20 protein-coding genes and 1 pseudogene are annotated in these 24,856 nt (G+C 71.2%); 9 read left to right on the forward strand and 12 right to left on the reverse strand.

Going from position 1 to position 24,856, the window contains the following annotated elements; all coding sequences use genetic code 11:
- Positions 1-140: 140 nt before the first annotated feature.
- Positions 141-449 carry an STAS domain-containing protein gene (locus AB0D46_RS27305; protein WP_362881237.1) on the reverse strand — a complete coding sequence of 103 codons (309 nt, stop codon included), beginning with the start codon at positions 447-449 and terminating at the stop codon, positions 141-143.
- A 114-nt stretch (positions 450-563) separates the two neighbouring features.
- Positions 564-950, reverse strand: coding sequence for a hypothetical protein (locus AB0D46_RS27310; protein WP_362881238.1), 387 nt, complete (start codon positions 948-950; stop codon positions 564-566).
- 259 nt (positions 951-1,209) lie between these two features.
- Between AB0D46_RS27310 and AB0D46_RS27315 the strand changes: the two genes are divergently transcribed.
- Positions 1,210-1,503, forward strand: coding sequence for a DUF2188 domain-containing protein (locus AB0D46_RS27315; protein ID WP_362881240.1), 294 nt, complete (start codon positions 1,210-1,212; stop codon positions 1,501-1,503).
- 149 nt (positions 1,504-1,652) lie between these two features.
- On the opposite strand, the gene AB0D46_RS27320 is transcribed toward AB0D46_RS27315, so the two are convergent.
- Entirely contained in the window at positions 1,653-3,170 is a 1,518-nt protein-coding gene (locus tag AB0D46_RS27320; RefSeq protein WP_362881242.1) for an MFS transporter, read from the reverse strand.
- A 327-nt stretch (positions 3,171-3,497) separates the two neighbouring features.
- Positions 3,498-5,069, reverse strand: a complete 1,572-nt coding sequence (locus AB0D46_RS27325; protein WP_362881244.1) for an oleate hydratase — start codon at positions 5,067-5,069, stop codon at positions 3,498-3,500.
- Between the two features lie 375 nt (positions 5,070-5,444).
- On the opposite strand from AB0D46_RS27325, the gene AB0D46_RS27330 reads away from it, so the two are divergent.
- The 3 genes from AB0D46_RS27330 to AB0D46_RS27340 all read left to right on the forward strand — a co-directional run bounded on the left by AB0D46_RS27330 (position 5,445) and on the right by AB0D46_RS27340 (position 10,017).
- Positions 5,445-5,981, forward strand: a complete 537-nt coding sequence (locus tag AB0D46_RS27330) for a hypothetical protein (RefSeq protein ID WP_362881247.1) — start codon at positions 5,445-5,447, stop codon at positions 5,979-5,981.
- A gap of 466 nt (positions 5,982-6,447) precedes the next feature.
- On the forward strand, positions 6,448-8,484 hold the full coding sequence (locus AB0D46_RS27335) for an ABC transporter ATP-binding protein (RefSeq protein WP_362881248.1): 2,037 nt from the start codon (positions 6,448-6,450) through the stop codon (positions 8,482-8,484).
- A 114-nt stretch (positions 8,485-8,598) separates the two neighbouring features.
- Entirely contained in the window at positions 8,599-10,017 is a 1,419-nt protein-coding gene (locus AB0D46_RS27340; protein ID WP_362881250.1) for an NUDIX domain-containing protein, read from the forward strand.
- Positions 10,018-10,117: 100 nt separating this feature from the next.
- Here AB0D46_RS27340 and AB0D46_RS27345 read toward each other — a convergent pair whose 3' ends face one another.
- Entirely contained in the window at positions 10,118-10,447 is a 330-nt protein-coding gene (locus AB0D46_RS27345; RefSeq protein WP_362881251.1) for an STAS domain-containing protein, read from the reverse strand.
- 609 nt (positions 10,448-11,056) lie between these two features.
- Here AB0D46_RS27345 and AB0D46_RS27350 point away from each other — a divergent pair.
- Both AB0D46_RS27350 and AB0D46_RS27355 read left to right on the forward strand, forming a co-directional pair.
- On the forward strand, positions 11,057-11,464 hold the full coding sequence (locus AB0D46_RS27350) for an STAS domain-containing protein (RefSeq protein WP_362881253.1): 408 nt from the start codon (positions 11,057-11,059) through the stop codon (positions 11,462-11,464).
- Positions 11,461-13,671, forward strand: coding sequence for a GAF domain-containing SpoIIE family protein phosphatase (locus tag AB0D46_RS27355; protein ID WP_362881254.1), 2,211 nt, complete (start codon positions 11,461-11,463; stop codon positions 13,669-13,671). The genes AB0D46_RS27350 and AB0D46_RS27355 overlap by 4 nt, the downstream gene beginning before the upstream one ends.
- A gap of 106 nt (positions 13,672-13,777) precedes the next feature.
- Here the strand turns inward: AB0D46_RS27355 and AB0D46_RS27360 are convergent, their stop codons facing one another.
- Entirely contained in the window at positions 13,778-14,683 is a 906-nt protein-coding gene (locus AB0D46_RS27360; protein WP_362881256.1) for a S41 family peptidase, read from the reverse strand.
- A gap of 248 nt (positions 14,684-14,931) precedes the next feature.
- Here AB0D46_RS27360 and AB0D46_RS27365 point away from each other — a divergent pair, with 248 nt between their 5' ends.
- Positions 14,932-15,831: a hypothetical protein gene (locus tag AB0D46_RS27365; protein ID WP_362881257.1), complete on the forward strand. Its 900-nt coding sequence runs from the start codon at positions 14,932-14,934 to the stop codon at positions 15,829-15,831.
- Positions 15,832-15,937: 106 nt separating this feature from the next.
- On the opposite strand, the gene AB0D46_RS27370 is transcribed toward AB0D46_RS27365, so the two are convergent.
- Positions 15,938-16,513 carry a hypothetical protein gene (locus AB0D46_RS27370; RefSeq protein WP_362881259.1) on the reverse strand — a complete coding sequence of 192 codons (576 nt, stop codon included), beginning with the start codon at positions 16,511-16,513 and terminating at the stop codon, positions 15,938-15,940.
- 337 nt (positions 16,514-16,850) lie between these two features.
- A complete protein-coding gene (locus tag AB0D46_RS27375; RefSeq protein WP_362881260.1) occupies positions 16,851-17,522 on the reverse strand; it encodes a methyltransferase domain-containing protein in 672 nt (223 codons plus the stop codon).
- A gap of 242 nt (positions 17,523-17,764) precedes the next feature.
- Here AB0D46_RS27375 and AB0D46_RS27380 point away from each other — a divergent pair, with 242 nt between their 5' ends.
- A complete protein-coding gene (locus AB0D46_RS27380) occupies positions 17,765-18,283 on the forward strand; it encodes a hypothetical protein (RefSeq protein WP_362881262.1) in 519 nt (172 codons plus the stop codon).
- Between the two features lie 129 nt (positions 18,284-18,412).
- Positions 18,413-20,833, forward strand: a complete 2,421-nt coding sequence (locus tag AB0D46_RS27385; protein WP_362881264.1) for an ABC transporter substrate-binding protein — start codon at positions 18,413-18,415, stop codon at positions 20,831-20,833.
- 35 nt (positions 20,834-20,868) lie between these two features.
- Here the strand turns inward: AB0D46_RS27385 and AB0D46_RS27390 are convergent.
- From AB0D46_RS27390 to AB0D46_RS27405, 4 genes and pseudogenes are all read right to left on the reverse strand, one after another.
- A pseudogene (locus tag AB0D46_RS27390) lies at positions 20,869-21,144 on the reverse strand (ankyrin repeat domain-containing protein); the annotation flags it as partial.
- A gap of 114 nt (positions 21,145-21,258) precedes the next feature.
- Positions 21,259-21,939, reverse strand: a complete 681-nt coding sequence (locus AB0D46_RS27395) for an adenylate kinase (protein ID WP_362881266.1) — start codon at positions 21,937-21,939, stop codon at positions 21,259-21,261.
- A gap of 324 nt (positions 21,940-22,263) precedes the next feature.
- Entirely contained in the window at positions 22,264-23,529 is a 1,266-nt protein-coding gene (locus AB0D46_RS27400) for an ATP-grasp domain-containing protein (RefSeq protein WP_362881267.1), read from the reverse strand.
- A 40-nt stretch (positions 23,530-23,569) separates the two neighbouring features.
- Positions 23,570-24,802, reverse strand: a complete 1,233-nt coding sequence (locus AB0D46_RS27405; protein ID WP_362881269.1) for a hypothetical protein — start codon at positions 24,800-24,802, stop codon at positions 23,570-23,572.
- Between the last annotated feature and the right edge of the window lie 54 nt (positions 24,803-24,856).

Consider the following 24,856-nt stretch of genomic DNA (forward strand, 5'->3'; position numbering starts at 1 on the left):
CCGCCCCCCCGGGGGCGGGCGGGCGGGGGCCCCCCCCCCCGGGCCCCCCCCCCCGGCCGTTTTGCCGTACCCGGACGACATCCTGCCCGGTACCTGACAGGCCGCGCGAGGGCGGCGCCGGGCGGGACGCTCGCGCACGCTCAGGGCCTGGACGCGTCTTCCAGAGTGGACCGCACGTCGAGGACCTGGTCCGCGCCCGTCAACCGCAGGAGCCGCTGGAGCTGCGGTTGGGGGGCCGCGATGCGTAGTTGGGTGATGCGGTGCATCTTGAGGAGGAGATTGAGGAACGAGGAATCGCCGAAGGTCATGGCACCGGTGTCGAGGACCACGGTGCGGTGGGTCGCGGCGGCCGCGGCCAACCGGGATTCGAGCGGTCCCACCGTGTCCGCGTCGTACTCGCCCCAGGCCGTGATGACCGCCACGGCATTGTGCCCTTCATGCGTGTCCATGACCCACAGCATGCCGGCACGCCTACTGGTCCGGACAGGGCGTCAACTGAGGTCTACGACCGACCAGCGGGTGGCCGTCCGCCGGTCGCGTGTGCAGCACCTTCACAGGGCCGTTCAGTGCGAGCCGGATTCGTCGGACGCGTCCTGCGGGTCCACGCCCGTGACGGCGGAGGCGTCCCGGGTGCCGCTGGGGCGGCCGGAGCGGCCCTTGGGCCCGAGGTCGTGCATGCCGTCGTCACCCTTCTTGGCGAGGTCCTCGCCACGGCGGCCGCTGCTCTCGCCGGTCTTCGCACCGGTGCCCTTCGTCTCCTCCTTCGAGACGGTCCTGCCCGGGCCGGGCTTCGGGGCGTACTTCTCCGGGTGGAAGGAGCGGTGCGCGCTCGGGTTCTCCTGCGTGTGCGTGCTGTCGACATCCGGTGACCAACCGTGTTGTTCGGTACCCGGGTGGCGGCTGGGCCCCTCGCCGTGCGCCGGCTGGGACGGTTTCGGTGTCCTGGACATGAGGTGTCCCTTGTTCGTGGATCCCGAGCATCTTGCGCCTGCCCGCCCTGGCCATGGTCACCCGCTTCGGGAGTGTTGTTCCGCCCGTCTCCATGACGTGGGCCGTCCCACCGGGCGCGGTGGGACAATGGGCGTACGGCGGTGGTACGGCTCCGGACGACCGCTGCCGGCCCCGGCCACGGGGGTGACCGCGAACGGCCTTGGTGCGCCGAAAGGCGGTCGCGACGCCCGCCGGACCGGCGAGGCGAGGAGAGGGACCATGGCAGCGAGACAGACCGTCTACCACGTCTCACCGTCCGGGGAGCGGGCGGCGGCAGCCGGCGTGAAGTGGCAGGTCGAAGGCCGGGAAGGACGTCGTCTTCTGCACGAGCCGCACCGGACGCAGAAGGACGCGATCGACTCGGCACGGCGCCACGCGCTCGCACACGCCCCCGCGCAGGTCATCGTCCACGCCCAGGACGGCCACGTCCGCTCCGCCTACACCTACGGAGACGCCCCCGCGCCCTCCGGCGAGCGGGGGCGCCGGGCAGGCGAGCCCGGGGGCCTTCACTGAGGACACGAAGTGGCTGGCTGAACGGGCCGTCACTCCCCGCGGTCCCCCGCTGTCGCAACCATCCGGAGGGCCGACGTGCCTCTGGGGTGCGGCCGCTCCGTCCCGGCCCGCGCCCCCTGTGAGGGGACACCCGGCGGCCGGCCGACCTTTCAGGCTCTCGGCTCGGCACGGGCGGCGGTGGAGTCCTCGGTCTCGTAGCGCCGCAGGAGTTCCCGCTCGGCTTCCCGGTGCGGGAACATGAGGAAGACCAGTAGCGCGCCCATCGCGATCGCCGCCAGGCCGACGGCGTACGCCCAGTCGTCGCCGTGGAGGAACGACCGGCGCGCTGCCGCGACGATCTGGTCGGCGTACTGGGGGTGCTGTCGGGCGACCTCACCGGCGGAGGCGAACGACTTCGTCAGCTCGCTCCGGACCTGGTCCGACACCTGCTTGCTCTCCGGGGAGGCGGCGACCGCGGCGCTGAAGGCCGAGGCGTAGCCGGCGGTGAGGAGCACGCCCATGATGGACTGCATGATGGCCCCCCCGAGATCCCGTTGCAGGTCGGCGGTCCCCGAGGCCATGCCGGCCCGTCGTACGGGCACCGATCCGGTGAGCGAGTGGGATGCGGGCGTCCCGGCGAAGCCGGAGCCGGTGCCGATGAGCACGTAGGCGAGGCCGATGTGCCAGTAGCTGCTGTGCTCGCCCCAGAACAGCAACATCCAGGCGAAGGCCAGGAAGAGGGACCCGTAGCCGATCAGCAGGGTAGTGCGGGCGCCGCGCGTCTCGATCAGCTTCGCGGACCGCGGCGCCACGAGCACGATCATCACGACGAGGGGCAGGATGGCGGCGCCGGCCTCGACGGGGCTGTACCCGAGCACGTTCTGCAGGTACTGCTGGCTGATGAACGCCGATCCCATCATCGAGCCGTACACGATGATTCCCGCGCACGCGGCGACCCAGAACGTGCGCCGGCCGGCGATGTGGAGGTCGTACAACGGGTTGGGAGCCCGGCGCTGACGCCGGAAGAACGCCGCTCCGGCGGTCAGGGCGATCACGACGAGGCCCACGACCGACGCCCCTTGGCGGGGGACGGCGGCGAAATTGATCGCCAGCACCAGTCCCGCGACCAGGAGGACGGACAGGATGCCACCGAGGTTGTCCACCGGTTCGGCCGACTCGTTGGCGTGTGCGGGGACGAACAGCAGGGCCATGACCAGCGCGACCACGGCGAGTGGCAGGGTGACCAGGAAGACCGACCCCCAGTGGAAGCGTTCGAGCAGCGCGCCCGCGATCACCGGCCCGAGCATGGAGATGCCGCCGCCCAGGGCCGACCACAGGGCGATCGCCTTCGTTCGCGCCGGTCCCGTCCAGAGTGCGGTGATCAGCGCCAGCGTGGTCGGGTAGGCCATGCCGGCCGAGAGCCCGCCGAGGATCCGGGCCGCGGCGAGAACGGTGTCGTTCGGTGCGAACGCGGCGAGCAGGCAGGCGGGGATGGACAGGGCCGTGCCGAGGAGCAGCAACAGCTTGCGCCCGTGCCGGTCGCCGACGGCACCCAGGTAGAGCACCGATGCGGCCAGGCCGAGGGAGTACCCCACGGCGATCAGGTTCAGCGCGGTCTGCGAGGAGTCGAAGGCCTTCCCGATCGCGGGCAGCGCCACGTTGGCCACGGACAGGTTCAGGTTGGCCACCGACGCAACGGTGATCAGGGACGCCAGAACGAGCGACGCCCGCGCCGGGACGTCACGCGGAGCGTCGGTGCGGGGCGCACCGCTTTTCGACATGGAGCCTCCGGGCGAACTGGGGCTTGGCGTGGGTCTTGCCTGATCCAACGCCCCGCACCTCGCCCGGTGGGGATGACACGCCCGAACCCGTCAGCGTCCTCGGCGCCGGTCCGCACGGGTGACAAGCACCACCAGGGCCGGGCAGCACGGCGGGGCGAGGTCCGGGACGGGCGTGGCGTGGCCCCTCCGGCCGGTGTTGGCCGGCGCCGTGAAGGTCACCGGGTGGGGGCGGGGTCAGTGGCGGTGCATGGTGGCGAGGGCTTCGACGAGCACCTTCGGGTCGTGCCGGCCCTGGTAGACGGGCGGGGGCTGCTTGTCGAGGTCCAGGAGCCGGGCGACCGCGGTCCAGGCGGTGCGTACGGAGTACTCGACGGTGAAGACGACGTCGTCGGGGACCTCCGCGTACTGGCCGATGAAGGCGAGGTTGGTGGACCCCTCGGGAACCACCTGCGGCCGGTCGCCGGCCTTGCGGACCAGGAACTGGCTGGTGATGTACGGCATCAGGGCCGGAATGACGGTGGAACGGTCCAACATCACGGAGGTGGCGTCGGCGTCGAAGGGCAGGTGGTGCAGAACCTCGTCGAGGATCTCCCTACCGGTGCACTCACGCATCGGCTTGGTCACGTGGTCGCCGCTGTTGTCGGGGAAGAGGGCGTAGCCCCACCACACGTACGTGTCCTCGGGCTGGTCGCGGAAGTGGGGCTGGTGGTTGAGGACGATGGTGAGCAGCCAACTGGAGTCCTTGAACGTGATCAGCCCGCCCTTGCCGGCCTCGCTGCCGGAGAACTTCTCCATGAGCTCGAAGAACGTCGGGTCCTTCGTCGTGACCGTGAACGACGCCCAAGTCGATTCGGCGATGGAGGAGTTGAAGACGCGGGGATTTCCCAGGCCGGGGCGCTTGTCGGCGAGGGACTGCCACAGTTGCCAGGCACCGCTGGAGTCGGAGGTGTCCAGAGGTGCGGCGCTCTCGGTGGAGCCGAGTGTGGAACCGGCGGTCATGGAACCGTTGGTGACCATCACCAGGTCGTTCCCGCTCACCGGAAGCGTCTCGGCCTTGCCGTTCCGGACCCAGGTGAGGGCGGTGACGGTCAACCCGTCGCCGTCGGCCAGGGCGAGGTCGGTGACGCGGGTGTCGAGCTGGATGGTGACGCCCTGGTCGGTGAGCCATTTCACCAGGGGCCGCACGATCGAGTCGTACTGGTTGAAGCGGGTGCGGTAGATCCCCGACATCGAGTCGAAGGTCTTGAACAGGTGGATGAACCGGTTCAGGTAGCGGCGGAATTCGATCGCGCTGTGCCAGGGCTCGAACGCGAAGGTGGTGCACCACATCCACCAGAAGTTCGTGGTGAAGAACCCCTCGCTGAAGCAGTCGGTGATCCGTTTGCCGTCCAGACGGCTCTCCGGGGTCGCCGAGCACTTGATCAGTTCCAACCGATCCCGCTCGGTGAAGCCCATGGAGTGCGCGGCAACGACCTTGCCGGTGGCGTCGACGAGCCGGGCGTGGTCGTCCCAGGCGAAGTCCTCGTGGAAGGCGAAGGTGTCCGAGGTGACCGACTTCGACGGGTCGTCCAGCGAGGGAATCGAGGTGAGCAGGTCGTACGTGCACTCGAAATGGATCTCGAACATGCGCCCGCCGCGCATCGTGTACCCGGTCTCCGGCGATCCGGCCGCGTCCAGGCTGCCGCCGTCGCGACCCTGCTCCTCCAGGATCAGGATGTCGGGCCCGGTGAAGTTCCCCTCACGGATCAGGAACGCCGCCGCCGACAGCGATGCGATGCCGCTGCCCACCAGATGCGCCTTCGCCATGCCACAGTCCTCTCATCCGCTCGCCACCCCCGGTCGAGACGGACACGGGTGCCCTACCGGGAACGCTGACCGCTCCAGCCTGGCCGCTGGTACGGGCGGCCGCAGGCGCCCGGGCCCGAACGAGTGACCGCAGCGGGTGGAGGTCTTCCGCCGGCGGACCGGCGATGTCGGGTGACACGGGTGCCCGAGCGCGCTCGGCGGCACTCTGCGGTTCCCCGACGCCGGACCCGGCGATCGCTCGTGTCCACCTGTTGATGGACAGTCGGTCCATCGGTTGGTTGTCCAGGTCCAGCTCTCCCGCTGCCTAGCGTGGGAGGGGAAGATCCGGGCGAGCCGCCAAGCGCCCCCGTACTCATCGAAACGAGGGGTTGTCCCATGAGCCCGTTCCTGACCGCATTGATCGCCAGCGGGGTGATCCTGATCATCATCCTGTCCACCGACCTGGGTACGCGCCGGATCACCAACATGAGGCTGCTGCGCTCGATCATCGCGATCGCGATCGTGATCGCGCTCTTCGTCCGCACGCTCCCCCTGAACGGAAACGACCCCTGGCTCCAGCTGGCCGGTATCGGTGCGGGAGTCGTCTGCGGCCTGATCGCCGCGATGCTGCTGCCTGCCCACCGAGGCTCCGACGGCGACGTCTACACCAGGGGTGGTATCGCCTATGCGATCGTCTGGACCTTGATGTCCGCGTCCCGCGTGGTGTTCGCCTACGGTTCTGAGCACTGGTTCCCCCAGGGCATCATCCGGTTCAGCATCGAGAACGAGCTGAGCGGACAGGACGTCTACTCGAACACCTTCGTGTTCATGGCCCTGGCCATGATCCTGACCCGCACCGCTGTGCTGCTCGTCAAGCGCCGCCGGTTGCGCGGCACCCAGGTCGCGGTGACCGACAGCGTCGTAGGCGCGTAGAACCGTTCGGCGGTGACGGGGGGCTGATCGCGGTCGTCACTTCGGTCGCGGTCGTCACTTCGGTCATGCCGGCGCGGTCCTCACGCCGGATTCACGGGCCGCTTCAGGAGGCGCCCGCGCAAGTCCCCGATCGGGTTCCGTCCCTCCCGTCCCACTCGAACGTGTGAGTTCAAAAGGCTCCGGCCCTGCTGTGACCGCCCGACACACCTTGTTCGCACATCGATTCGATACATCCACTCATTCGTGGCCGTTACGGCCTCGGTCCTGAAGCGTTTCTAGAGCACCAGTGCCAACTCGCCACCCAGTTGGAGGATGCCGTGGACGCCAAGGGCACAGTCGGAAAGCGACCGTCCGGATTCGAACATTCGAGTACCGCCAGCTGCGGCCGGAACCCGTTCTTCGGAGGTCGCGCCGGCCTCCTTGGGGTCCGCCGCGACTCATCCATGGTGGAGCCGGAGTGCGGGGCATGAGCCGGCGGGAGGGCCTCGACGAGGGCGCCTCGACGGTGTCGGATTCGGAACGGTTGCTGTTCGGTGGGGAACTGGCGTACGACATCGGATGGGACCGGCACGAGGGCGCCTGGCTCAAGCTCAGCCTGTGGACCATGGCCAAGGGCTTACCCAGGATGGTCGCCACCGGGCTGAGGCTCGCTCGCCTCGCCGACGCCCGGGCGCTTCGGGTGGTTCTCACCGCCGAGCTCGGACGGGGGATCACGCAGGCGGCCGGGCTGGTCGCGGTCAACAGTGCCTTGAGCCACATCCTGGCCGACGGGGTCACGAAGGCGCGTCTGACCAGCGCGCTTCCGGCGCTCGCGGTCGTCGCGGTCGTGGCCCTGCTGGGGTCGCTGCTCGGCTCCGCGTCCACGGCCGCGATCGGCGAGCTGGAACCGAAGGTGCAAAGGGTCGCGACCGAGCAATATCTGGGGCTGGTGCACCGGGTGGAGCTCGCGGCCATCGAGGACGACGAGTTCCACCGGCTGCTGGACGCCGCCCGATACGGAGCCGACTCCGCCCGGCGGATGATCCGTTACTGCACGAACACGATGAACTCGGCCATCTCCCTGGTCGCGGCGGCAGGTGTCCTGACCGTGCTCCACGCCGGGCTGTTCCCCCTGCTCGTCCTGATGACCCTGCCGAGTGCCTGGAGGTCGCTGACGATCTCCAAACAGCGCTACATCTCCTTCCACACCTACGTCCAGCACGCCCGGGCCGGACATCTGCTGGGACAGTTGCTGACCCAGCGGGAGGCCGCCGCGGAGGTCCGGGTGCACGAGGTCGGCCCGTTCCTCCTCGGTCACTTCCACCAGATGGCCGAGACCAGCGAACGCGAACAGACCCGCCTGGCGCGCAGCGCCGCCAAGATCGGGCTGGTCGCCGACGGGGCATCCGGCGTCGCGACCCTCCTCACGTACGGCGTGCTGGGCCTGTTCCTGTGGAGCGGGCGCATGGACCTCGCGGTGGCAGGCACCGCTGTCCTCGCCATTCGTACCGGATCCTCCAGCCTGGACAGTCTCGTAGTGCAGATGGCCGACCTGCATCAGGAGTCGCTCTTCGTCGCCGACTTCGAGCGCCTGTGCGGGGAGGCCAAGGCCCGGGCGATCCCGGAGACCGGCGAGGACCTTCCGGAGCGGGTGACCGAAGTCCGTTTCGAGAAGGTCACGTTCACCTACCCGGGCAGCGCGGACGAGGTTCCGGAGCCGACGCTCAGGGAGGTGTCCCTGTCGTTCCCGATGGGCAAGGTCATCGCCCTGGTCGGCGCGAACGGCTCGGGCAAGTCCACGCTGGTCAAGCTCTTGGCCGGCCTCCATCTGCCCGACGTCGGCGGCGGCACGATCTGGTGGGACGGTGTCGATGCCGCCAAGGCCGACCGCCGGCAGATCTTCGCGCGAGTCGGCCTGATGTCACAGGCCTTCTTCCGCTGGCCGTTCACGGTGCGGGTCAACATCGGCATCGGACGTCCCACGGTCCCCATCGACGACCGGACCGTACGCGAGGCCGCGGTCTTCTCCGGCGCCGACCGCTTCATCGCCGGCCTGCGCCGGGACCTCGGAACGCTGCTCGGGCGCGGCTACAAGGGCGGACAGGAGGCATCGGGCGGTGAATGGCAGCTGATCGGGATCGCCCGCGCCTGGTACAAACGCGCCGGGATCCTGGTGGTCGACGAGCCGACGAGCGCCCTCGACGCGGCGGCTGAGCAGCGGGTCTTCGACCAGATCCGGGCACTTGCCGCAGCCGGCCAGACCGTCGTGCTGATCACCCACCGCCTGCACTCCGTGCGTCACGCGGACGTCATCCACGTCATGAAGGACGGTCGGCTCGCCGAGTCCGGGACGTTCTCCGAGCTCATGGACGAGAACACCGGCACGGGCGAGTTCCGGGACGCCTACCGGATCCAGGCCGCAGCGTTCGCCGACACACTCCCGGGTCCGCGCGCTGAATCGGCGCCCGCCGATGCGGAGGGGACGTCGTGCCGCGGATGCGGGCGCGATGGCGCCACCCGCTGACAACCCGTACACCCGCCTCCCCGGGAGATCACTTTGCCGCCCTCCACTTCCCACATCCGTGACCTGGTCAGCGCCTACCTGGTGTGACACCCCGCAGAAGCGGATCAACTGGCCGTGCTGACAAGGGCGCTGGAAGTTGACGGTCCGGCCGTTGGCCGGACCGCACCGGCGGTCCACGTCACTTGCAGCGCGGTCGTCATCGACCGCGACAGGCGTGCCCTGCACATCGGTCACCGGGCCGGCGGCCAAGCCCCCGTACCCGGTGGACATGTCGAACAGGACGACGTGACCCTCCTCGACACGGCGTTGCGCCGGGTGTACGAGGAAGCCGGGATCCCGCCCGCCGCACTGTGCGCCACGGTCGAGTACGGGCACGAGCCCATCGACATCCACATCCACGACACCCCCGGCATCCACGACAGCGACGCCGATCCGGCCCTGGGAGAGCCGGCTCGTCGGCACTACGACTTCCGGTTCGTGTTCGGCCTGGTCAGCGGCGCCGCCGACCTCCTGCCGCTGCGCGAGGAAGTCTCCGGGGCGCACTGGCGCCCCTTCGGCGCCGTGACCGCGCCGGCCCTGCGCGGCAAGCTCGTCGCCTCCGGTCTCGACGGCAGGATCGAGGCGGTGAACGCCGTCACGATGGTCCACGACGGCCGGGGCCGCTACCTCCTGCACCTGCGCGACGACGTTCCCGGAATCTGGGAGCCGGGCTCCTGGGCGCTGCTGGGCGGTGGCCGCGAGCCCGGCGACGTCTCGCTGGAGGCAACGGCCCGCCGTGAGCTGTGGGAGGAGGTCGGACTCGCCCTGTCGGTACTGGAGCCCGTCGCCGTGGAACACGCCACCGGGACCAACGGCATGACCGTGCCGGTCCAGGTCTTCTCCGGTCGGTGGACCGGTGACCCGGCCGGCCTCGACCTCCGTGAAGGGGTCATGGTCGCGTGGTTCCGACCCGAGACGATGCCCCGCCTCAGAATGCCCCCGTCCACGCGCGAACTCGTACGCCGGCATGCGGCCGTAGCGAGCTGCGGTACCCACCTCGATCCAGCGGCGGGGGCGGGGGCGGCGCAACGGTCCCGGTCGCGGGCAGGCAGCGGCAGGGTTCCGCACATCGTCGGCGTGCACCTCTACCTGCGGCGCGAGGACGGCAGGGTCCTCCTCGGGCTCCGCCACCCCGACTCCGTGTTCGCCGCCTCCACCCATCACTTCCTCGCGGGTCACTGCGAGCAGGAGTCGGCGGTGAGCTGCCTGGTAAGGGAGGCGGAGGAGGAAGCCGGGCTGCTGATCGACCCGGGCGACGTGGAGCTGGTCCACGTGGTGCACATGGTCGACGCGCCCGGAGCCACACCACGGATGGGGCTGGTCCTTCGCGCCCGGCGATGGGTGGGAACGCCCGAGGTCCGCGAGCCGGACCGCTGCACGTCCTGGGGCTGGTTCGACCCGGAACGACTTCCTGAGCCGGTGGTCCCCTACACCGCTGCCGCCATCGAAGGCATCCGGGCCGGCCGCGTCTACACCGAGCTGGGCTGGTCCTGATCCCCGACACAGAGGGACGACGTGCAGTGATCGATCCGGTCCAAGGGCCGTTCCGCAGGGGACCCGCCCCGGGCGGAACGGCCCCGGGCGTGCGCGCCGACTACACCGCGCGGGCGACGACGCCCTGACGGATGAGGGGGAACAGTTCCCTGACACCAGTGAGATCGAACAGTCGATCGAGCGCCTGCGGGACGTGGCCCACCAAGTACAGGCGGCCGGTGCGCTGCATGAAGAGCAGTTCACTGAGCATCGAGGAGTCGGCGTGCGTGACGCCGGTGAGGTCCAGGGCGATCTGTCGGACGGTGGGATCCGCCGCGGCAGCGGCGCCCGCGTCGCGGAGGAGGCCGAGTGTTTCGTACTCGAACACGCCTGTGCACACGATGAGCCGCACGCCATCGGCGTCCGGTGCCACCTCTACCTCTTGACCCACCGAGCCCCTCCGTCCGTCAGCCGGTGGCACGATACCCCCGGCACGCCTCTCGTGCCCGCGTCCAGTTGGCATAACCGCCGATAAGGGGTCACGGCAAGCGTTCGACTCCGCGAGCGCCGTCTGCGCGGAGCCCGGAACACGTGACCGGACCCCACTCCCCTCCGTCAACGACCACCCCGTTCAGCGGATACGCCCCGCTCGCCTCCCCGGCTCCGGGCGTGGACGCGGCGGACACCCGGTCGCCGCCGGGTTCCGATCGCTGGGCCGGGCACTCGCCGTGGATGGGTTTGCGGGCGCTGATCAGGAGCAGGAGAGCGTCACGACCAAACCGATACGACACGAGGAGGTCCGCGATGTCGGGCACGGAGAAGAGCAAGGCGCACGCCGAGCAGGCCAAGGGCAACGCCCGTCAGGCGACGGAAGACGTCAAGGACGTCTTCCGTCGCTAGCCGGCCGGGCGGGTTTCACTTGCCGCCATACCGTGGGGCCCCGACCACCGCGCGTGCGTCGGGGCCCGGCCGTGCCCGGGCCGGCGGCTGGGGTGGCGAGCGGCGCGGCGCCGGCGCCGTGAGAGCATCCGTGGCGGGACTGCGGACGAGGGAGCTGAGCGTGTTCACGGTGGAGGTCGGGCGGCACGCCCGGGGGGTGGTGTTCACGCTGCGAGGCGACCTCGACTTCGACAGCGTGGTGCAGCTGCGCGAGGCGGGCGACGAGGAGCTGGCCGGGGGGCCGGAGGCCGGTCCGCTGGTGGCTGACTGTTCGGCCCTGGCGTTCTGTGACTCCTCCGGCATCGGTGAATTGGTACGGCTGCACCAGCAACTGGCCTCGCACGGGCGGGCGTTTCGGCTCGCCCGCGTCCCCGACCGGGTCGTCCGGCTCTTCGCACTGACCGGCCTGGACCAGCTCTTCCCTCCGTACGACGACGTGACCCAGGCCCTGTCCGCAGGCCCGGGCAGGCGGGACACCAGGACCGGCGTCCACGTCCGGGCACTGCCGAGCAGAGGACCGAACACATGACAGGCGCAGCGAGCCAGTACTTCCCCGAGGGCTCCGGGACGCCGGCGGAGGCGAGCGGTCGGCACGGATCGGACAGCGATCTGCGGGCGCTCTTCGGAGAGTCACTGGCCGTGTTCGCCTCCCTCGCCGGCCCCGCGCACATGCTGGAGGCGGCGAACGCCGCGTTCTTCGAGGCGATCGGCGGCATCGGCCGCACCCGTACCGGGGTGCCGTTGGGGCAGTTGATGCCCGAGCTGGTCGGCCAGGGCTTCATCGCCCTCCTGGACCGCGTGTACCGCACCGGGCAGGCCCACACCGGCCGCGATGCCCGGGTGATGCTGGGTGAAGGGGTCGAGGCGCGGGAGGCGTTCTTCGACTTCACCTACGAGCCGCGACTGGATCCCGGCGGCAACACGATGGGCGTGCGGATCATCGGCGTGGAGATCACCCAGGTCAAGCAGGCCCAACGGCTGACCGCCGAACACCGCGTCCTGCTGGAACAGATCGCCCGGCAGGCCCCGCTGCCCGACGTACTCGAAGGCATGGCCTGCGCCATCGAGGAGCTGACGCCGGAGGAAGTGCTGGTTTCCGTACTCCTGGCCGATGCCGACGGGCGGCACCTTCGCCACGGCGCCGCTCCCAGCCTGCCCGACTTCTACAACCGGGCCATCGACGGGATCGCCACCGGCGAGGGCGTCGGCTCCTGCGGCACCGCGGCCCACCGCAGGCAGAGCGTGATCGTCTCCGACATCGCCACCGACCCCTTCTGGGACGACTTCCGCGCCCTCGCCGAGAAGGCGGGTGTGGCCGCCTGCTGGTCCACGCCGATCCTGGCCCGCGACGGATCACTGCTGGGCACGTTCGCGATGTACCACCGTGAACCCCGCGCTCCGCAGGAAGCCGACCTGGCACTGGCCCGGGTCTTCGCCGGTACCGCGGCGCTGGCCATCGAGCGCCATCATGCCGAACGGGCCCGCCGGGCCGCCGAAGCCCGGGAGAAGGCGGCACGCGACGACCTCGCCTTCCTGCTGCGGGCCAGCAACGTTTTGACGACCGACCTGGACGCCGTCCAGACCTTGCAGCGCCTGGCCGACTCCTGCGCACCGCAGCTGGCTCCCTTGTGCGCGGTCGACGTCGTGGAGGGCGGACGGGTCCGCCGGCTGGCCTGCGCCGCGCCCACCCAGCGGCAACAGGAGCTGTTGTCCGCCTTCGTCCCTGCCCGTGAGGCCGTCGATGACGTCGTGGCCCGCGTCCTGGCCTCCGGCACCAGCGAGGTCGTACGCCGTCCCCCCGCCGGCCCGGGTCCGTGGCGCGAGCTCGGTGTCACCGGCTACCTGTGCGTCCCGCTCATGGACCGGGGCGCGGCCTTCGGCGCCGTGACCCTGCTGTCGAGCGGGGACCAGGCGTTCCACGGGCATACCGTCGCCCTCGCCGAGGAACTGGCCCGGCGTGCGGCCCTGGCCGCACGCAATGCCCGTGACTACACCCACCGCGTCACCCTGGCCCGGGATCTGCAGGCCGGACTGCTCCTGCCCGACGTACCGGCCGTACCCGGCGCCGACGTCGCCACCTACTACCACCCGGCCGGCGAGGGCCTGGACATCGGCGGGGACTTCTACGACGTCTTCCCGCTCGACGACGGGCGCTGGGCCTTCATGCTCGGCGATGTCTGCGGGCGCGGCGCCACCGCCGCCACCACCACCGCCCTGGTGCGCCACACCGCCCGCGCCGTCGCCCCCCTCCTGCCGGGCCCGGGCGCGGTCGTCCACGCCATCAACCGCGCTCTCGTCAAGCGGCCCGACAGCCACGGCACGGGCTTCGTCACCCTCGTCTACGGGCAGCTCACCCCCACCGGGGAAGGCCTCGACATCGAACTGGTACGCGCCGGCCACACCCACCCGATACATCTCGACACCGACCGCGCGGCGCACTCCGTCGAAGCGCCGGGTTCCCTCCTGGGCATCTCCGCCGATCCCGAAGTGACGGCGCACCGTCTGCGCCTGCTCCCCCGCGAAAGCCTGCTGCTCTACACCGACGGCATCACCGAGGCCCGCAACGGCGCCGGTGAGCTGTTCGGGGACGATCGCCTGGCCGGGGCACTCGGCGACATGCGAAGCGACCCCAGCGCACAGCACACCATCGAGACCGTCATCGGAGCCCTCCGCGCCTTCACCGGCGGCCAGGAGATCGACGACGACCAGGCCGTCCTCGTCCTGACCGCGACCTGACGGTGACCTGACCGGCGACGCTCCCGTCGCCACCGCCTTGCCGGCCCGACCCGCCGGGGGCCCAGGGAGGTGCGAAGGCCCTGCTCAAGCCACCCGGCGCCGGTGGTCAGCCGGCCAGGCGGGCGAGGGCCAGCGCGTGGGCCTCGGTGAGGGAGTCAGCGGCGGCGCAAGGGACGTCCGGCTGCACGCCCGTGCCCTCCCAGTTGGTGTGGGAGACGGGGTTGACGGCGCGGCCGACGGGGACGGTGGCTTCCAGGTGCGGGTGCACCGTCCAGCCCTGGCACGGATGGGCGCCGCCGCGGGTGCGCTCGCCGACGACCACGGCGCGGCCCAACTGCTGGAGGTCGTACGCCAGCTCTTCGGCGGCGGAGAAGGTGCTCTCGCTGCACAGCACGTACAACGGCTTGCTGCCACCGAAGCGCGCGCCGGGCACGTGCGGCGGGCTCCAGGACTGTTCGCTGCGCCGGTCCCCCTGCCAGTGCATGGTGTTGAGGTGGGTGCGTTCGTCGAGGAGGTAGCCGCAGACGAAGGCGACCGTGTCCGGGTCGCCGCCCCGGTTGGCGCGCAGGTCGATGATGAGCGCCGCGGCGCGGGAGGCCAGGGTGAGCACGGCGCCCAGCGGTTCGGCCGCCCACTCCAGGGGGAACAGCATCGGTGCCAGCTCCACCACGGCCACCCCGCCGTCGAGCAGCTCCACCCGGGGCACACCGCCCAGCGAGGTGTCGAAGTCCCGGCGCATGGCGTCCAGGCTCGCCGCCCCCCGCTTCGGGGGGACCTGGTCGACGTGGTGCTTCAGCCTCAGGTGTTTGTCGCCGTTGAGGGACTGCAGATCCGTGGTGACCAACCGGGCGAGTTCCTCGGCGTCGTCCACGTCATAACTGCCCTCGGCGAGGCGTCGTCGCAGCAGGTCGGCGAGCTCCTGGGCTATTTCGGGGAAGACGTAGTGCTCGGTCAGGAGCCGGACCGTCTCGTCGATGATCGGGGCCGGCGCAAGCATGGTCGAAGTCGTCATGGCAGGGAGTAGAGCACTGCGTTCGCGCGAGCGTCAAAGACTTTGGCCGCTTTGGGCAAACATGATCAACTTCGCTCCTCAGCGCCCCTGGCAGTTCCTCGCAGAGGCGGCGGGGCACTCCGGTCGCCTCCGCCGCGGGCGCCCCGCCGTGGTGGTGCGTTCGGTCGGTGCGGTCGCGTTCGAGTCCCGTCGGCGGCGTGGAGGAAAATGGGTCGCGTGGACGGGGCCGAAGGCGCGAGATTGCCCGGATGCCACAGACGAGCGGTCGTACGGTCAGCGTTCATCTCACCCACGGGGGCGAGTACTTCGGCCTGCTGGGTCCGTACGCGGTGGACGAGGGTTGGTGGTCGTCCACCGCGCCCGTCGTCGAGCGGGTGTCGGGAGAGCTGGGGGTGCCCGTGGTGGTGCTTCGCCTCGCGTACGCGCCGAACGACGGCAGCGACGGGCATGGCGGGCACGTGGTCTACCACGTCGAAGCGTTGGAGCGGCCGGCCCGGGCGGTACCGCGTCAGGTGGCCCCGGATGTCGCCGCGTTGCTCGGACCGGCCGAGCGCCGGGCGGGGTGGGCCACCGCTGTCGGGCTGCGGGAGGCACTCGACTGGGCCGAGGACGCGCTGGCCGGAGCGGGGAGGCCGGCCGTCGGTAGGCCCGAGCAGGTCCGGACGTGGAACCTGTCCGGTCTCTTCCGCTTCCGGACCTCCGACGGCGGCGAAGCCTGGTTGAAGGTGATCAATCCCGCCTTCAACGCCCGTGAGGGCCAGGTGATCGAGTTGCTGGGCTCCGTCGACCCCACGCTGGTGCCGACCGTCCTCGACTCCGAGCCGGCGTACGGCAGGCTCCTGCTCGACCACGTGGCCGGGGAGGACCTGTGGTGCCCGTCGGCGGATGATGTCCGTCAGTTCCTGGACGAGGAGCGGTGGGCGCAGGTGGCCGAAGTGTGGGCGCGAGCATGGCGGGAGTCGGTGCCCGGGTCGGCGCCGGAACGGTCGCTGACGCTGGTCGAACCGCTGTTCCACCTCGCTCACGCCGTGCGGTACCAGGAGTTCTTGGACCACATCGAGACGAGCGAGCGGTCGTACCACGAGGGCGACCCCGTCACCGAGATCCGCAAGGCGCTCGCCTGTGCGAGCCGGGAGCGTGTCGGGTGATCGTCGGTGATCCTGCGTACCGCCGACCGTGACCCTGCGAACCGGGGCGGACCTGCCCGGACCTCGTCCGCAGGGTCGGGCCGTCCGAGGGGCGCTTCGTGTTGATCTAGTCGGTGCAGTAGCGCTTGATCGCCGCGTTGAAGGCGGAGTCGAAGGCGGCGTCGTGCGCTTCCTTCGCCGCCTTCTGGGAGGCCGCGTCGGGGACGAGACCCTGGGCGAGCGGCTTGGGCTTCGGCTTCGCGTCGCAGTTGCCGGCCTGGGCCAGCTCCTTGCCGATGGTGAAGCCTTCCGTGGCCCCGGCCTTGCGTGCCGCGTCGACGGCGTTCTTGTTGACGGCGTCCTGGGCCGCTTGGCCGCCCAGGCAGGTGGCGTTCAAACCGCCGCCGGCAGCCGTGTACTTCCCGTTCGGTTGGTCGGCGACGGAGAACTTCCCGTCCTCGCCGACGGTCACGAGCACTCCACCGGTACCGTCCGTCTGGTCGACGGTGACCTTGGTCCCCTTGTTGAAGCCTTCGCCGGTCACGATCGACTTGGTCGCGTCGCCCGGCTTGGCTTCGACGAAGCACTGTGCGGCCGGCAGCGCCGACGGTGTGGCCGCCGACGCGGCGGCCACAGCCGGACCAAGGGCCAGCGAACAGGCCATTACGGGTGCGCTCAGAATGACAGCAGTGCGCTTGTTCATTTCCAGCTTCCTCACGCCTGTGGTGGGCTGAGGTGCGGGTCACGACGGAATCGGACGCTCCGCATTGCGACAGGGGACGACGTGTGCCACCGAACTGCCGGTGTGCCGGGACGCTTCCAACGCAACCGATTCACCCCAGAAGGAGTCCGTCCTTCCCATTGTCCCCCGCCCGCCCGGAGCCGGCGACCGGGTGTGGCGGGGCCCGTGTCGGCCGGGCGTGAGGCGATGGACGCCACGCCGTACGGAAGGACCACGACCGGCCGCGTTGTCGGCGGGTATCACCACCGTCACGGCCGTCGAACCCGGAGCCGGATGACGCTGCCGGAGCCGGCCGGCGTCAGTGGCCGGTGCGGCGGGCGAGCAGGACCGAGTCCTCGGCTTCGATCGGGCCGCTGTCCCGCTTGAGGGTGCGGGCGAGCTGTTCCACGACGACGGGCTCGAAGCCGTCGGGCAGGCCGGGGAGGAGGTCCGCCGCCAGGAACATCGCCGTACGGTGGCTCGCGGAGAGGTGCGAGAACACGTGGGACGGCGCGTGGCCGACGATCAGGAGCAGGCCACCGGGGGCGACGGCCGTCGCGAGCCGGCGGGTCACCTCGACCATGCCACCGTCGGGGGCGTGCAGGTAGTGGCTGGTCACCAGGTCGTAGGAACGGCCACCGGCGTCGAAGGTCCGGGCATCCACCTGCCACCAGTCGACGCGGTCGGCCACGCCGGCCTGCTCGGTGTGGCGGGCGGCGCGGGCGAGGCCTTCGGCGGAGAAGTCGGCCCCCGTCACGCGCCAGCCTTGGCCCGCCAGCCAGACGACGTCACCGCCCTCACCGCATCCGACGTCGAGCGCGGTCCCCGGCGTCCGACGGGCGGCGGCGGCGACCAGCTGCGGGTTGGGCTCACCGCTCCAGAACCGTTCCTGTCCCGCGTACCGCTCGTCCCAGCCCGCCGGCTCGAACATCGTGTCCGCCTCCTGCTCGTCGTGCCCGCCGTCTCGGCCGTGCCCGTCGTTTTCCGTCACCGGAATCCTCCTGTTGCTCGTCGTGTCGTGCCGAAGCACGAAACGTCCGTCCGACCCGTCCCGGGAGGGGAGGGCGCGCCGTCGATGATGCGTCGGACCGTGCCGGGGGCCTACGGAAGTTGCCGGAACGGCAACATCACCGGCCCGGCGACCGCAGGAAGGGCGGTTCGTGGCGTGACCGCCACGTCCGGGACGCCGGAGCGCGGTCCCGGCCGGTGCCTCGTCTCGCATACCGTCGCTCCATGACCAATGAAGGCGTAGTCGTGGACGAGGCGATCCGTGCGGCGTGGGACTCGTACCGTGTCCTGGAGAAGCGGACACCAGCCGAGGAGCGTCAGGAGGCGCGGCGGCGGATCGGGGCCGCTGTGGAGGCGTACGGGCGCGAGGAGGTGTCCCGGGGCACGGTCTTCCTGGTGGGCGTGCTGACCGGGTACCTGATCGCCGAACAAGCCGGTGGCGAGAACCGGTTGGATCCTCTCGGCGATCTGATCCCCGCCGTGATCCGCAGACTTCCCGCTTTCGAGACGGCGGACCCGGCTCAGGTGCCGATGGTCACCGGTGTCCTCATGGCCGCCGCGATGGGCATGGACACCGTGGCGTGGCGCGACGGGTACGGGCCGGTTCCGCCGGAGGAGGCGCTGGTGCACGGCTTCGTGCTGTGGACGCTCGCCGACCTGTTCGATTCCCTGATCGGCCGGCCCGGAGCCATCGACCGGATGATGCGGGAGACCTTCGACGCCATGGCCGCCGAACACCGCTGACGTCGGGCGACGCCGCGGGTCGCCCCCATCCGGCGCGCTGGGCCCGTACTGGGCGTCCACGTCGTCGGGTGCCTGATCAAGCCACTTCTTTCGTCACCCGACCGGCTCATCAGGACCTAGAGTGTGCGCGTGACCGAGCAGAATTCCGAACTCATCGCCGGCCGGTACCAGCTCGTCGAACGCATCGGCCAGGGCGGTATGGGCCGGGTGTGGCGTGGCCTTGACCAGCAGCTCTTCGACCGTGAGGTCGCCGTCAAGGAAATCCTCTTCCCCCCGGGGATGGACGACGGCGACCGCGCCGCGTTGTTGAGGCGGTTCACCGGCGAGGCGCGGGCAGCGGTCACTCTCAGCCACCCCGGGATCATCACCATCCACGATGTCGTGGAGCATCACGGATCCCCCGTCATCGTCATGGAGTTGATCCGCGGGGAATCCCTCGCCGCCGCCCTGCGCGGCCGGGGCCGACTGCCCGTGCGGCGGGTGGCCGAGATCGGCGCGGCCGTGCTCGACGCGCTGACCGAGGCGCACGCGGCACGGATCATCCACCGCGACATCAAGCCGGACAACGTGCTCCTGGCCAAGGACCGCGTCGTCCTCACCGATTTCGGCATCGCCCACCTCGCCGACGCCACGACCAAGCTGAGCCACAGCGGGATCGTCATCGGAACGCCCCAGTACATGCCTCCGGAGCAGTTGGAGGGCAAGCGTCCGACCCCGGCCAACGACCTGTGGGCGCTCGGCGCCACGCTCTACCACGCGGTCGAGGGGCACCCGCCGTTCGCCGCGGAGGGGCTGCACGCCCTCGCGGTGGCCGTCTTCACCCGCCCCCACCAGCCGCCGGTCCACGCGGGACCGCTGGCGCCCCTGCTGGACGCGCTCCTCACCAAGGATCCGGCGGAACGCGTGGGCGCGGCGGAGGCGGCGCGGATGCTGGCATCGGTGCTGCGGGCCTCCGGGCCGACGGTGACTCCTCCTCCGGCCCCGGACGGTTCGGCGGGGACCGGTTCCGCTCCGGTCCCGGACGGTTCGGCGGGGTCCGACTCCGTTCCGAGCGCGCCGGAGGAGGCGCCGCCGGGAACCCCCGCGCCCCGGACCGCCACGGTCCTGGATTCCGGTTCCGCCGCGGACGCGCCGCGGCGTCCCGTGCCGGACCGGCCGTCCGAGCCTCCCGTACCCGTGCCGGACCGGCCGTCCGACCCTCGCGTACCCGTACCTCCGGCAGGCGATCCCGTCACGCTCGGAATGCCGGCCACGAAGCTGGGCCCCGGCAGCCGTACGTCCGCCCGCCGGGGCGCACTCACCCGGCGCTCGGTGGTGTTGGGCGCGGCGTTGGCCACCCTCGCCGCCGGTTCCGTTCTGACCTGGACGCTCACCGGGGACGAGGACGCGCCCGGCGGAGGCGGGGCGGCCGGCGACGGCAAGGCGGGGTCTTCCGTCACGGTGGTGATCGGCGTGGACGCACCGCTCAGCGGCGGGATGTCCGCGATGGGGGTCGGCATCAAGAACTCCGCCGACCTCGCGGTCAGGACCGCGAACGAAACCCGGCACGTCCCCGGCGTGACCTTCGAGATCAAGGCCCTGGACGATGTGGCCGACCCCGCCCGGGGCGAAGCGAACGCGGCCCGGTTCGTCTCGGACGAGAAGGTGCTCGGCGTCGTCGGCCCCTTCAACTCGGGCGTCGCCCAGACCCTGGTGCCGCCGTTGGCGCGGGCGGGCATGGCCGTCGTCTCCCCGTCCAACACCAACCCCGTGCTGACGCTGGGCCCCGACTGGGCCGCGGGTACCACGTCCCGCCCCTACTCCACGTACTTCCGCACCGTCACGACGGACGTCGACCAGGGGCCGATGGCCGCCCAGTACCTGCACGGCAAGGCGAAGAAGACCAAGGTCTACCTGGTGGACGACACGAGCGCCCACGGCACCACCCTCACCAAGGGTTTCACCACCGAGTTCACGAAGCTCGGCGGGACCGTCGTCGGTACCGAGCAGGTGCATCCCGCGGAACTCACCTTCGCGGGGCTGGCCGCGCGGGCGCGGTCCTCGGGGGCCGACGCCGTCTACTTCGGCGGCTACTACGACACCGCGGGACGGCTCTCCCAGCAGCTCAAGCAGGCGGGGGTGACCGTGCCCCTGATGGGCGGCGACGGCATCTTCGACCAGCAGTACCTGACGGCGAACCCGAAGGCGGAGGGCGACCTCGCGACCAACATCGGCGCACCCGCCGAGGAATCGGCGGCGGGGCAGGACTTCCTGGCCCGATACCGGAACGCGGGCTACCCGGAGGCCGCCGGCTGGTACGGCCCCTACGCCTACGACGCGACGTGGAGCCTGATCGAGGCGGTGAAGGGCGTCGCGGCGGCCAACGGCGGCGCCCTCCCCTCCGACAGCCGGGCGAAACTGCCGCAAGCCGTGGCCCGACAGTCCTTCGACGGTGTCACGGGCCGCGTCGCCTTCGACGGGAACGGCGACACGGTCAACCGCGGGCTCACCGTGTACGCGGTGCAGGGCGGCGCCTGGGCGATGATGACGAGCGGGCCCGCTCCCCGTTGAGGCTCTCCGCCGGTACCGCAGGTCGGCGCGCCGGCGTCGAGCAACGCTTGCACCACGGCGAGGTGACCTCGACGTACCGCGTCGAGCAGCGGAGTCAGCTCGTTGCACTCACCCGTCCACCGGTGCGGATCGGCCCCGGCGGCGGGGAGCAGGTTCACGACCTCCACGTGCCCCGCCCGTACCGCCAGTTCAAGCGCGGTACGCCGATCCGTGTGCGGATCGTCCGCGTCGGCACCCGCGTCCAGCAGCCGTGCCACCGCCTGCGCGTCGCCGTCCTCGGCGGCCTGTGTCAGTTGCTTCGGCATGTCCATGACCTGATCATGCCCGGCCGTCCGGTTCCTCGGCTTCCTCCACCGCACGGCGGACGTCGGAGGTCGACCGACGTCCGCCGTGGGTGGCGGGCCCTCCCGCGTTCCCAGGGCAGGTCAGTGGCTCGCGACACCTGCGACGTCGACCCGGCTGCGGCCGATCGCGGCCAGCCCGCGGGCGAGGACCTCCTCGACCGGGCCGAGGGCGGAGAGGGTGGTCACCAATCCCCGGTCCCGGTAGTGGTCGAGGACCGGCGTCGTCTCGCGGTGATGAACCGTCAGCCGCCTACGCACAGTCGCCTCGCCGTCGTCCTCCCGCTGGTACAGCTCGCCCCCGCAGACGGTGCAGGTTCCCGCCACCTGGGGTGGGCTGTGTTCGACGTGGAAGACGTGTCCGCGGTCCTGACGGCACACCCGGCGTCCGGCGATCCGGCCCACCACCTCCGCGTCGGGAATCTCCAGGTCGAGCACGGCGTCCAGGCGCGACCCCGAGGCGGCCAGGATGCCGTCCAACTCGTGCGCCTGGGCGCGATTGCGCGGAAAGCCGTCCAGCAGGAACCCGCGCTCGGTGTCCGGGCGGGCGAGACGCTCGTCGAGCAGCTCGATCGTCACCTCGTCCGGTACCAGCAGGCCCGCGCGCATGTGCGTGCCGACGAGCTGCCCGAGTTCGGTTCCCCGGTCCATGTGCTCGCGGAACAGGTCACCGGTGGAGATGTGCGGGATCGACAGGTGGGCGGCGAGGCGCACCGCTTGCGTGCCCTTGCCGGCACCGGGCGGACCGATCAGGAGGAGGCGCATCGATGTGGTGTCCCTTCGTCGTGCGTGACCGGGGTCGGTCGCAGAATGGGGTGTGGCCGGCCTCGTGGCCGCGAACGGCAGCGCCGCAGAACAAGCATCAACGATCCCGCTGGAGATCCGGTGCGGCGGAAGTCGAGGGCGCGACCCCGTTGCGCGGACCACGGGAACGCCGGCTCGCCGTTCAGCGGTGGGGCGCCATCCTGACCGTCACACCGTCCGCGGGAGACCGTCCCACGGAGCCCCCGAGGCCCGTCGGGTGTCCAGCGGGGCCAGCAGGAACCATGACCGGAACGTTCATCCGCGCACCGGCGGCACAGTACGTCGCTACACCGTGTCGGTGTTCCGCGCCCCGGACCGGATGCGGAACTCCAGGCCCTCGACCGCTTCCCGGGCCGCCCTGACCGCTTCCTCCTCGGTGGCCCCCAGGGCGCGGGCGTAGGCCACCCGCGACAGCGAGCTCTCCAGTTCCCCCACCCGTGCGCCGGGCGAGACCATCGCGTCCACCTCCGTCACGTGGGGGAGCGCTCGGGCCCGCTCCAGGCCGAGGATCTCCTCCAGCGTGCCGCGGGACTCCACCGAGGCGAACCAGATCGCGGAACTACGGACCTCCTCCACCGGTTTCGCGAGCTGCGCGCGGATCCCCGGCAGCACCGCTTCGCCGAGCGTCTGGCGTGCCGTGCAGTCGTCCGTGTCCACCCCGGTCGCTTCCAGGGTCAGCGTCGGGATCATGTCGCCGCCCATGCGGACGTGCGTCTCGATCAGCCGCGGTCCCTTGGGGGTGAGGACGACCTCCGTGTGCGTCGGCCCGAACCCCACGTCGAGTGCGTCCAGCACCGAGAACACGTACGCCTCGATGACCGCGACGTCGTCCCGGGGCAGCGACGCCGGGCAGACGTGGCCGAGTTCGACGAAGGTCCGCGGATCCGAGTACTTGCGCGTGACGGCCACCAGGACGTGTTCGCCCGCCTCGGAGAACGCCTCGACGCTGAACTGCGGTCCCTCCAGGAACTCCTCGACCAGGACGCCCGTGTTGGTCAGGCCGAGGTGGTTGCCGAGGGCGCGCTCGAAGGCCCCGTCCAGCCCGGTCCCGTCCGTCACCTTCGTGACGCCCGCGCTGCCCGCGCTGGAGATCGGTTTGACCACGCACGGGGTGCCGTACACCTCCACGAAGGAGCGCAGTTCGTCCGGATCGGCCACCCGCGCGCACGCGGTGGTGTCGATGCCCGCCTCGCGCAGCCGCTCCCGCATCGCGTGCTTGTCGTGCACCACTGCCACCGTCCGGGCGGTGTGGCCGCCCAGGCCGAGGGCGTCGGAGATCGCCGCGTAGCGGTCCTGGTCGCGTTCCCCGAAGGTACCGATGCGGGTGAACGGGTCGTGGGCGTGCGCGGCGGCGGCGACGTCGATCCATTCCTGATCGGGGGCGTCACCGCGCAGGCACAGGACCCGTGCGTTGTCCCCCGGTCGGCGGATCTTGGCGATCGAGTCCAGCTGACAGATGACCGTGGTCCTGGCACCCGGGCGGGCGTCGCGGATGCGGGCGGGGAAGTCGCGGCCCGCGCCGACGACCAGTACGTGTTCGGACGAAGACATGAGGGTGGTCCTTGTTCCTCTCGGGTGGGGGGCGGGTCGGCTACTTCCAGGCCGTGTTCTCGTTCCACCAGTCGATCGCCGCCATCAGGCGCCGACGCGCGGAGTCCGCGGTCGGTCCCTCGACGAACAGGGAGGCGGCCGAGTCCAGGAGATGGGTCACGCCCTTGCCCTCGGAGCCCGCCTCCATCAGCAGCTCGAACCGGGTCCCGGGGACCGGGCACGTCCCGGCGGGGGGTACGAACTCCCCGTGTCCCGGGGGGAGCATGGCCCAGCCGACCAGGGCGGCCGGGGTCGCGGGCTGTTCCGTCAGGATCAGTTCGGCGCCGCACTGCCCCCGCAGGCCCTCCCGGGCGAGCTGGACCCCGAAGGCCCGCTCGTAGGCTTGCGCGATCAGCGCGCCGCCCGCCCGGCTGGCGATCTCGCACAGCACCGGGGCGTCGGCGCCGTCGATCCACGCCTCCAGGTGGAAGGCGAGCGGGTGGGGAGCCGCGGGCAGCGCCGCCACGACCTCGGCCGCCATGCGGACCAGTACGGCGGTGCGCTCGTCGTCGGCCGCCAGCATCACGCTGCCGAGGTGCAGTTCGTCGTGGATGCGCTCGGCGCAGCCGCTGGTGTACTGCGCGGGCCAGGCGTGCACGACCCGCCCGTCGCGCATGATGCCGTCGATGTGGAAGAAGTCGCCGCTGACGAAGGACTCGGCCATCCACTGCCCCGGCAGGTAGGGCACGTCCGAGGTCCGCTCCCCCGCCAGGAAGTCCGTGACGTCCTGCGGGCCGCGCAGCACCGACACGCCGGCGGCGCCGGCACCGAAGCGGGGCTTGACCACCACCGGGTACCCCTCGGCCTCCACGAAGTCCAGCAGGTCCGCGGGGCTGTCGAGCGGGGCGAACGCGGGAACCGCGATGCCGGCCGCCGCCACCAGTTGCTTCATCACGACCTTGTCCCGGTAGGCGGTCGCCGACGCGACGCCCTGGCCGGGCAGTCCGAGGCGTGCCCGCAGCCGGGCGGCCCGCAGCACGTCGTTCTCGCTGCTGCTCGCGACGAGGTCCACCCCGTGGCTGCGCGCGGCTTGCTCGGCCGCCCGTTCCGCGGACCAGGAGTGGTAGTCGTCGACGATCAGGTGCTGGGGGAAGTGCTCGGCCAGCACGTCCTGCGCGCCCGTCACCGCTTTGGGCATCGTCACCAGCACGATGTCGTCCGCGGTGTGGTCCAACCAGTCGTGCAGCGGGCGCGTGGCGAGCGGCTGGCGGGAGAGCAGTAGCACTTTCGGCATGGTTCAGGTCCTCGCTGGGATGACTGGGATGAGTGGGTGACGGGTCGCGGCCCT

It is taken from the genome of Streptomyces sp. NPDC048383, from assembly GCF_040651775.1.
Classification (GTDB): Bacteria; Actinomycetota; Actinomycetes; order Streptomycetales; family Streptomycetaceae; genus Streptomyces.

Excerpts from the sequence above, each read along its gene's own strand:
- AB0D46_RS27400 (WP_362881267.1), bottom strand. The coding sequence starts at position 23,529 with ATGTCTTCGTCCGAACACGTACTGGTCGTCGGCGCGGGCCGCGACTTC.
- AB0D46_RS27335 (WP_362881248.1), top strand. The coding sequence starts at position 6,448 with ATGAGCCGGCGGGAGGGCCTCGACGAGGGCGCCTCGACGGTGTCGGAT.
- AB0D46_RS27325 (WP_362881244.1), bottom strand. The coding sequence starts at position 5,069 with ATGGCGAAGGCGCATCTGGTGGGCAGCGGCATCGCATCGCTGTCGGCG.
- AB0D46_RS27315 (WP_362881240.1), top strand. The coding sequence starts at position 1,210 with ATGGCAGCGAGACAGACCGTCTACCACGTCTCACCGTCCGGGGAGCGG.
- AB0D46_RS27365 (WP_362881257.1), top strand. The coding sequence starts at position 14,932 with ATGCCACAGACGAGCGGTCGTACGGTCAGCGTTCATCTCACCCACGGG.
- AB0D46_RS27360 (WP_362881256.1), bottom strand. The coding sequence starts at position 14,683 with ATGACGACTTCGACCATGCTTGCGCCGGCCCCGATCATCGACGAGACG.
- AB0D46_RS27370 (WP_362881259.1), bottom strand. The coding sequence starts at position 16,513 with ATGAACAAGCGCACTGCTGTCATTCTGAGCGCACCCGTAATGGCCTGT.
- AB0D46_RS27380 (WP_362881262.1), top strand. The coding sequence starts at position 17,765 with ATGACCAATGAAGGCGTAGTCGTGGACGAGGCGATCCGTGCGGCGTGG.
- AB0D46_RS27405 (WP_362881269.1), bottom strand. The coding sequence starts at position 24,802 with ATGCCGAAAGTGCTACTGCTCTCCCGCCAGCCGCTCGCCACGCGCCCG.
- AB0D46_RS27310 (WP_362881238.1), bottom strand. The coding sequence starts at position 950 with ATGTCCAGGACACCGAAACCGTCCCAGCCGGCGCACGGCGAGGGGCCC.
- AB0D46_RS27395 (WP_362881266.1), bottom strand. The coding sequence starts at position 21,939 with ATGCGCCTCCTCCTGATCGGTCCGCCCGGTGCCGGCAAGGGCACGCAA.
- AB0D46_RS27330 (WP_362881247.1), top strand. The coding sequence starts at position 5,445 with ATGAGCCCGTTCCTGACCGCATTGATCGCCAGCGGGGTGATCCTGATC.
- AB0D46_RS27355 (WP_362881254.1), top strand. The coding sequence starts at position 11,461 with ATGACAGGCGCAGCGAGCCAGTACTTCCCCGAGGGCTCCGGGACGCCG.
- AB0D46_RS27305 (WP_362881237.1), bottom strand. The coding sequence starts at position 449 with ATGGACACGCATGAAGGGCACAATGCCGTGGCGGTCATCACGGCCTGG.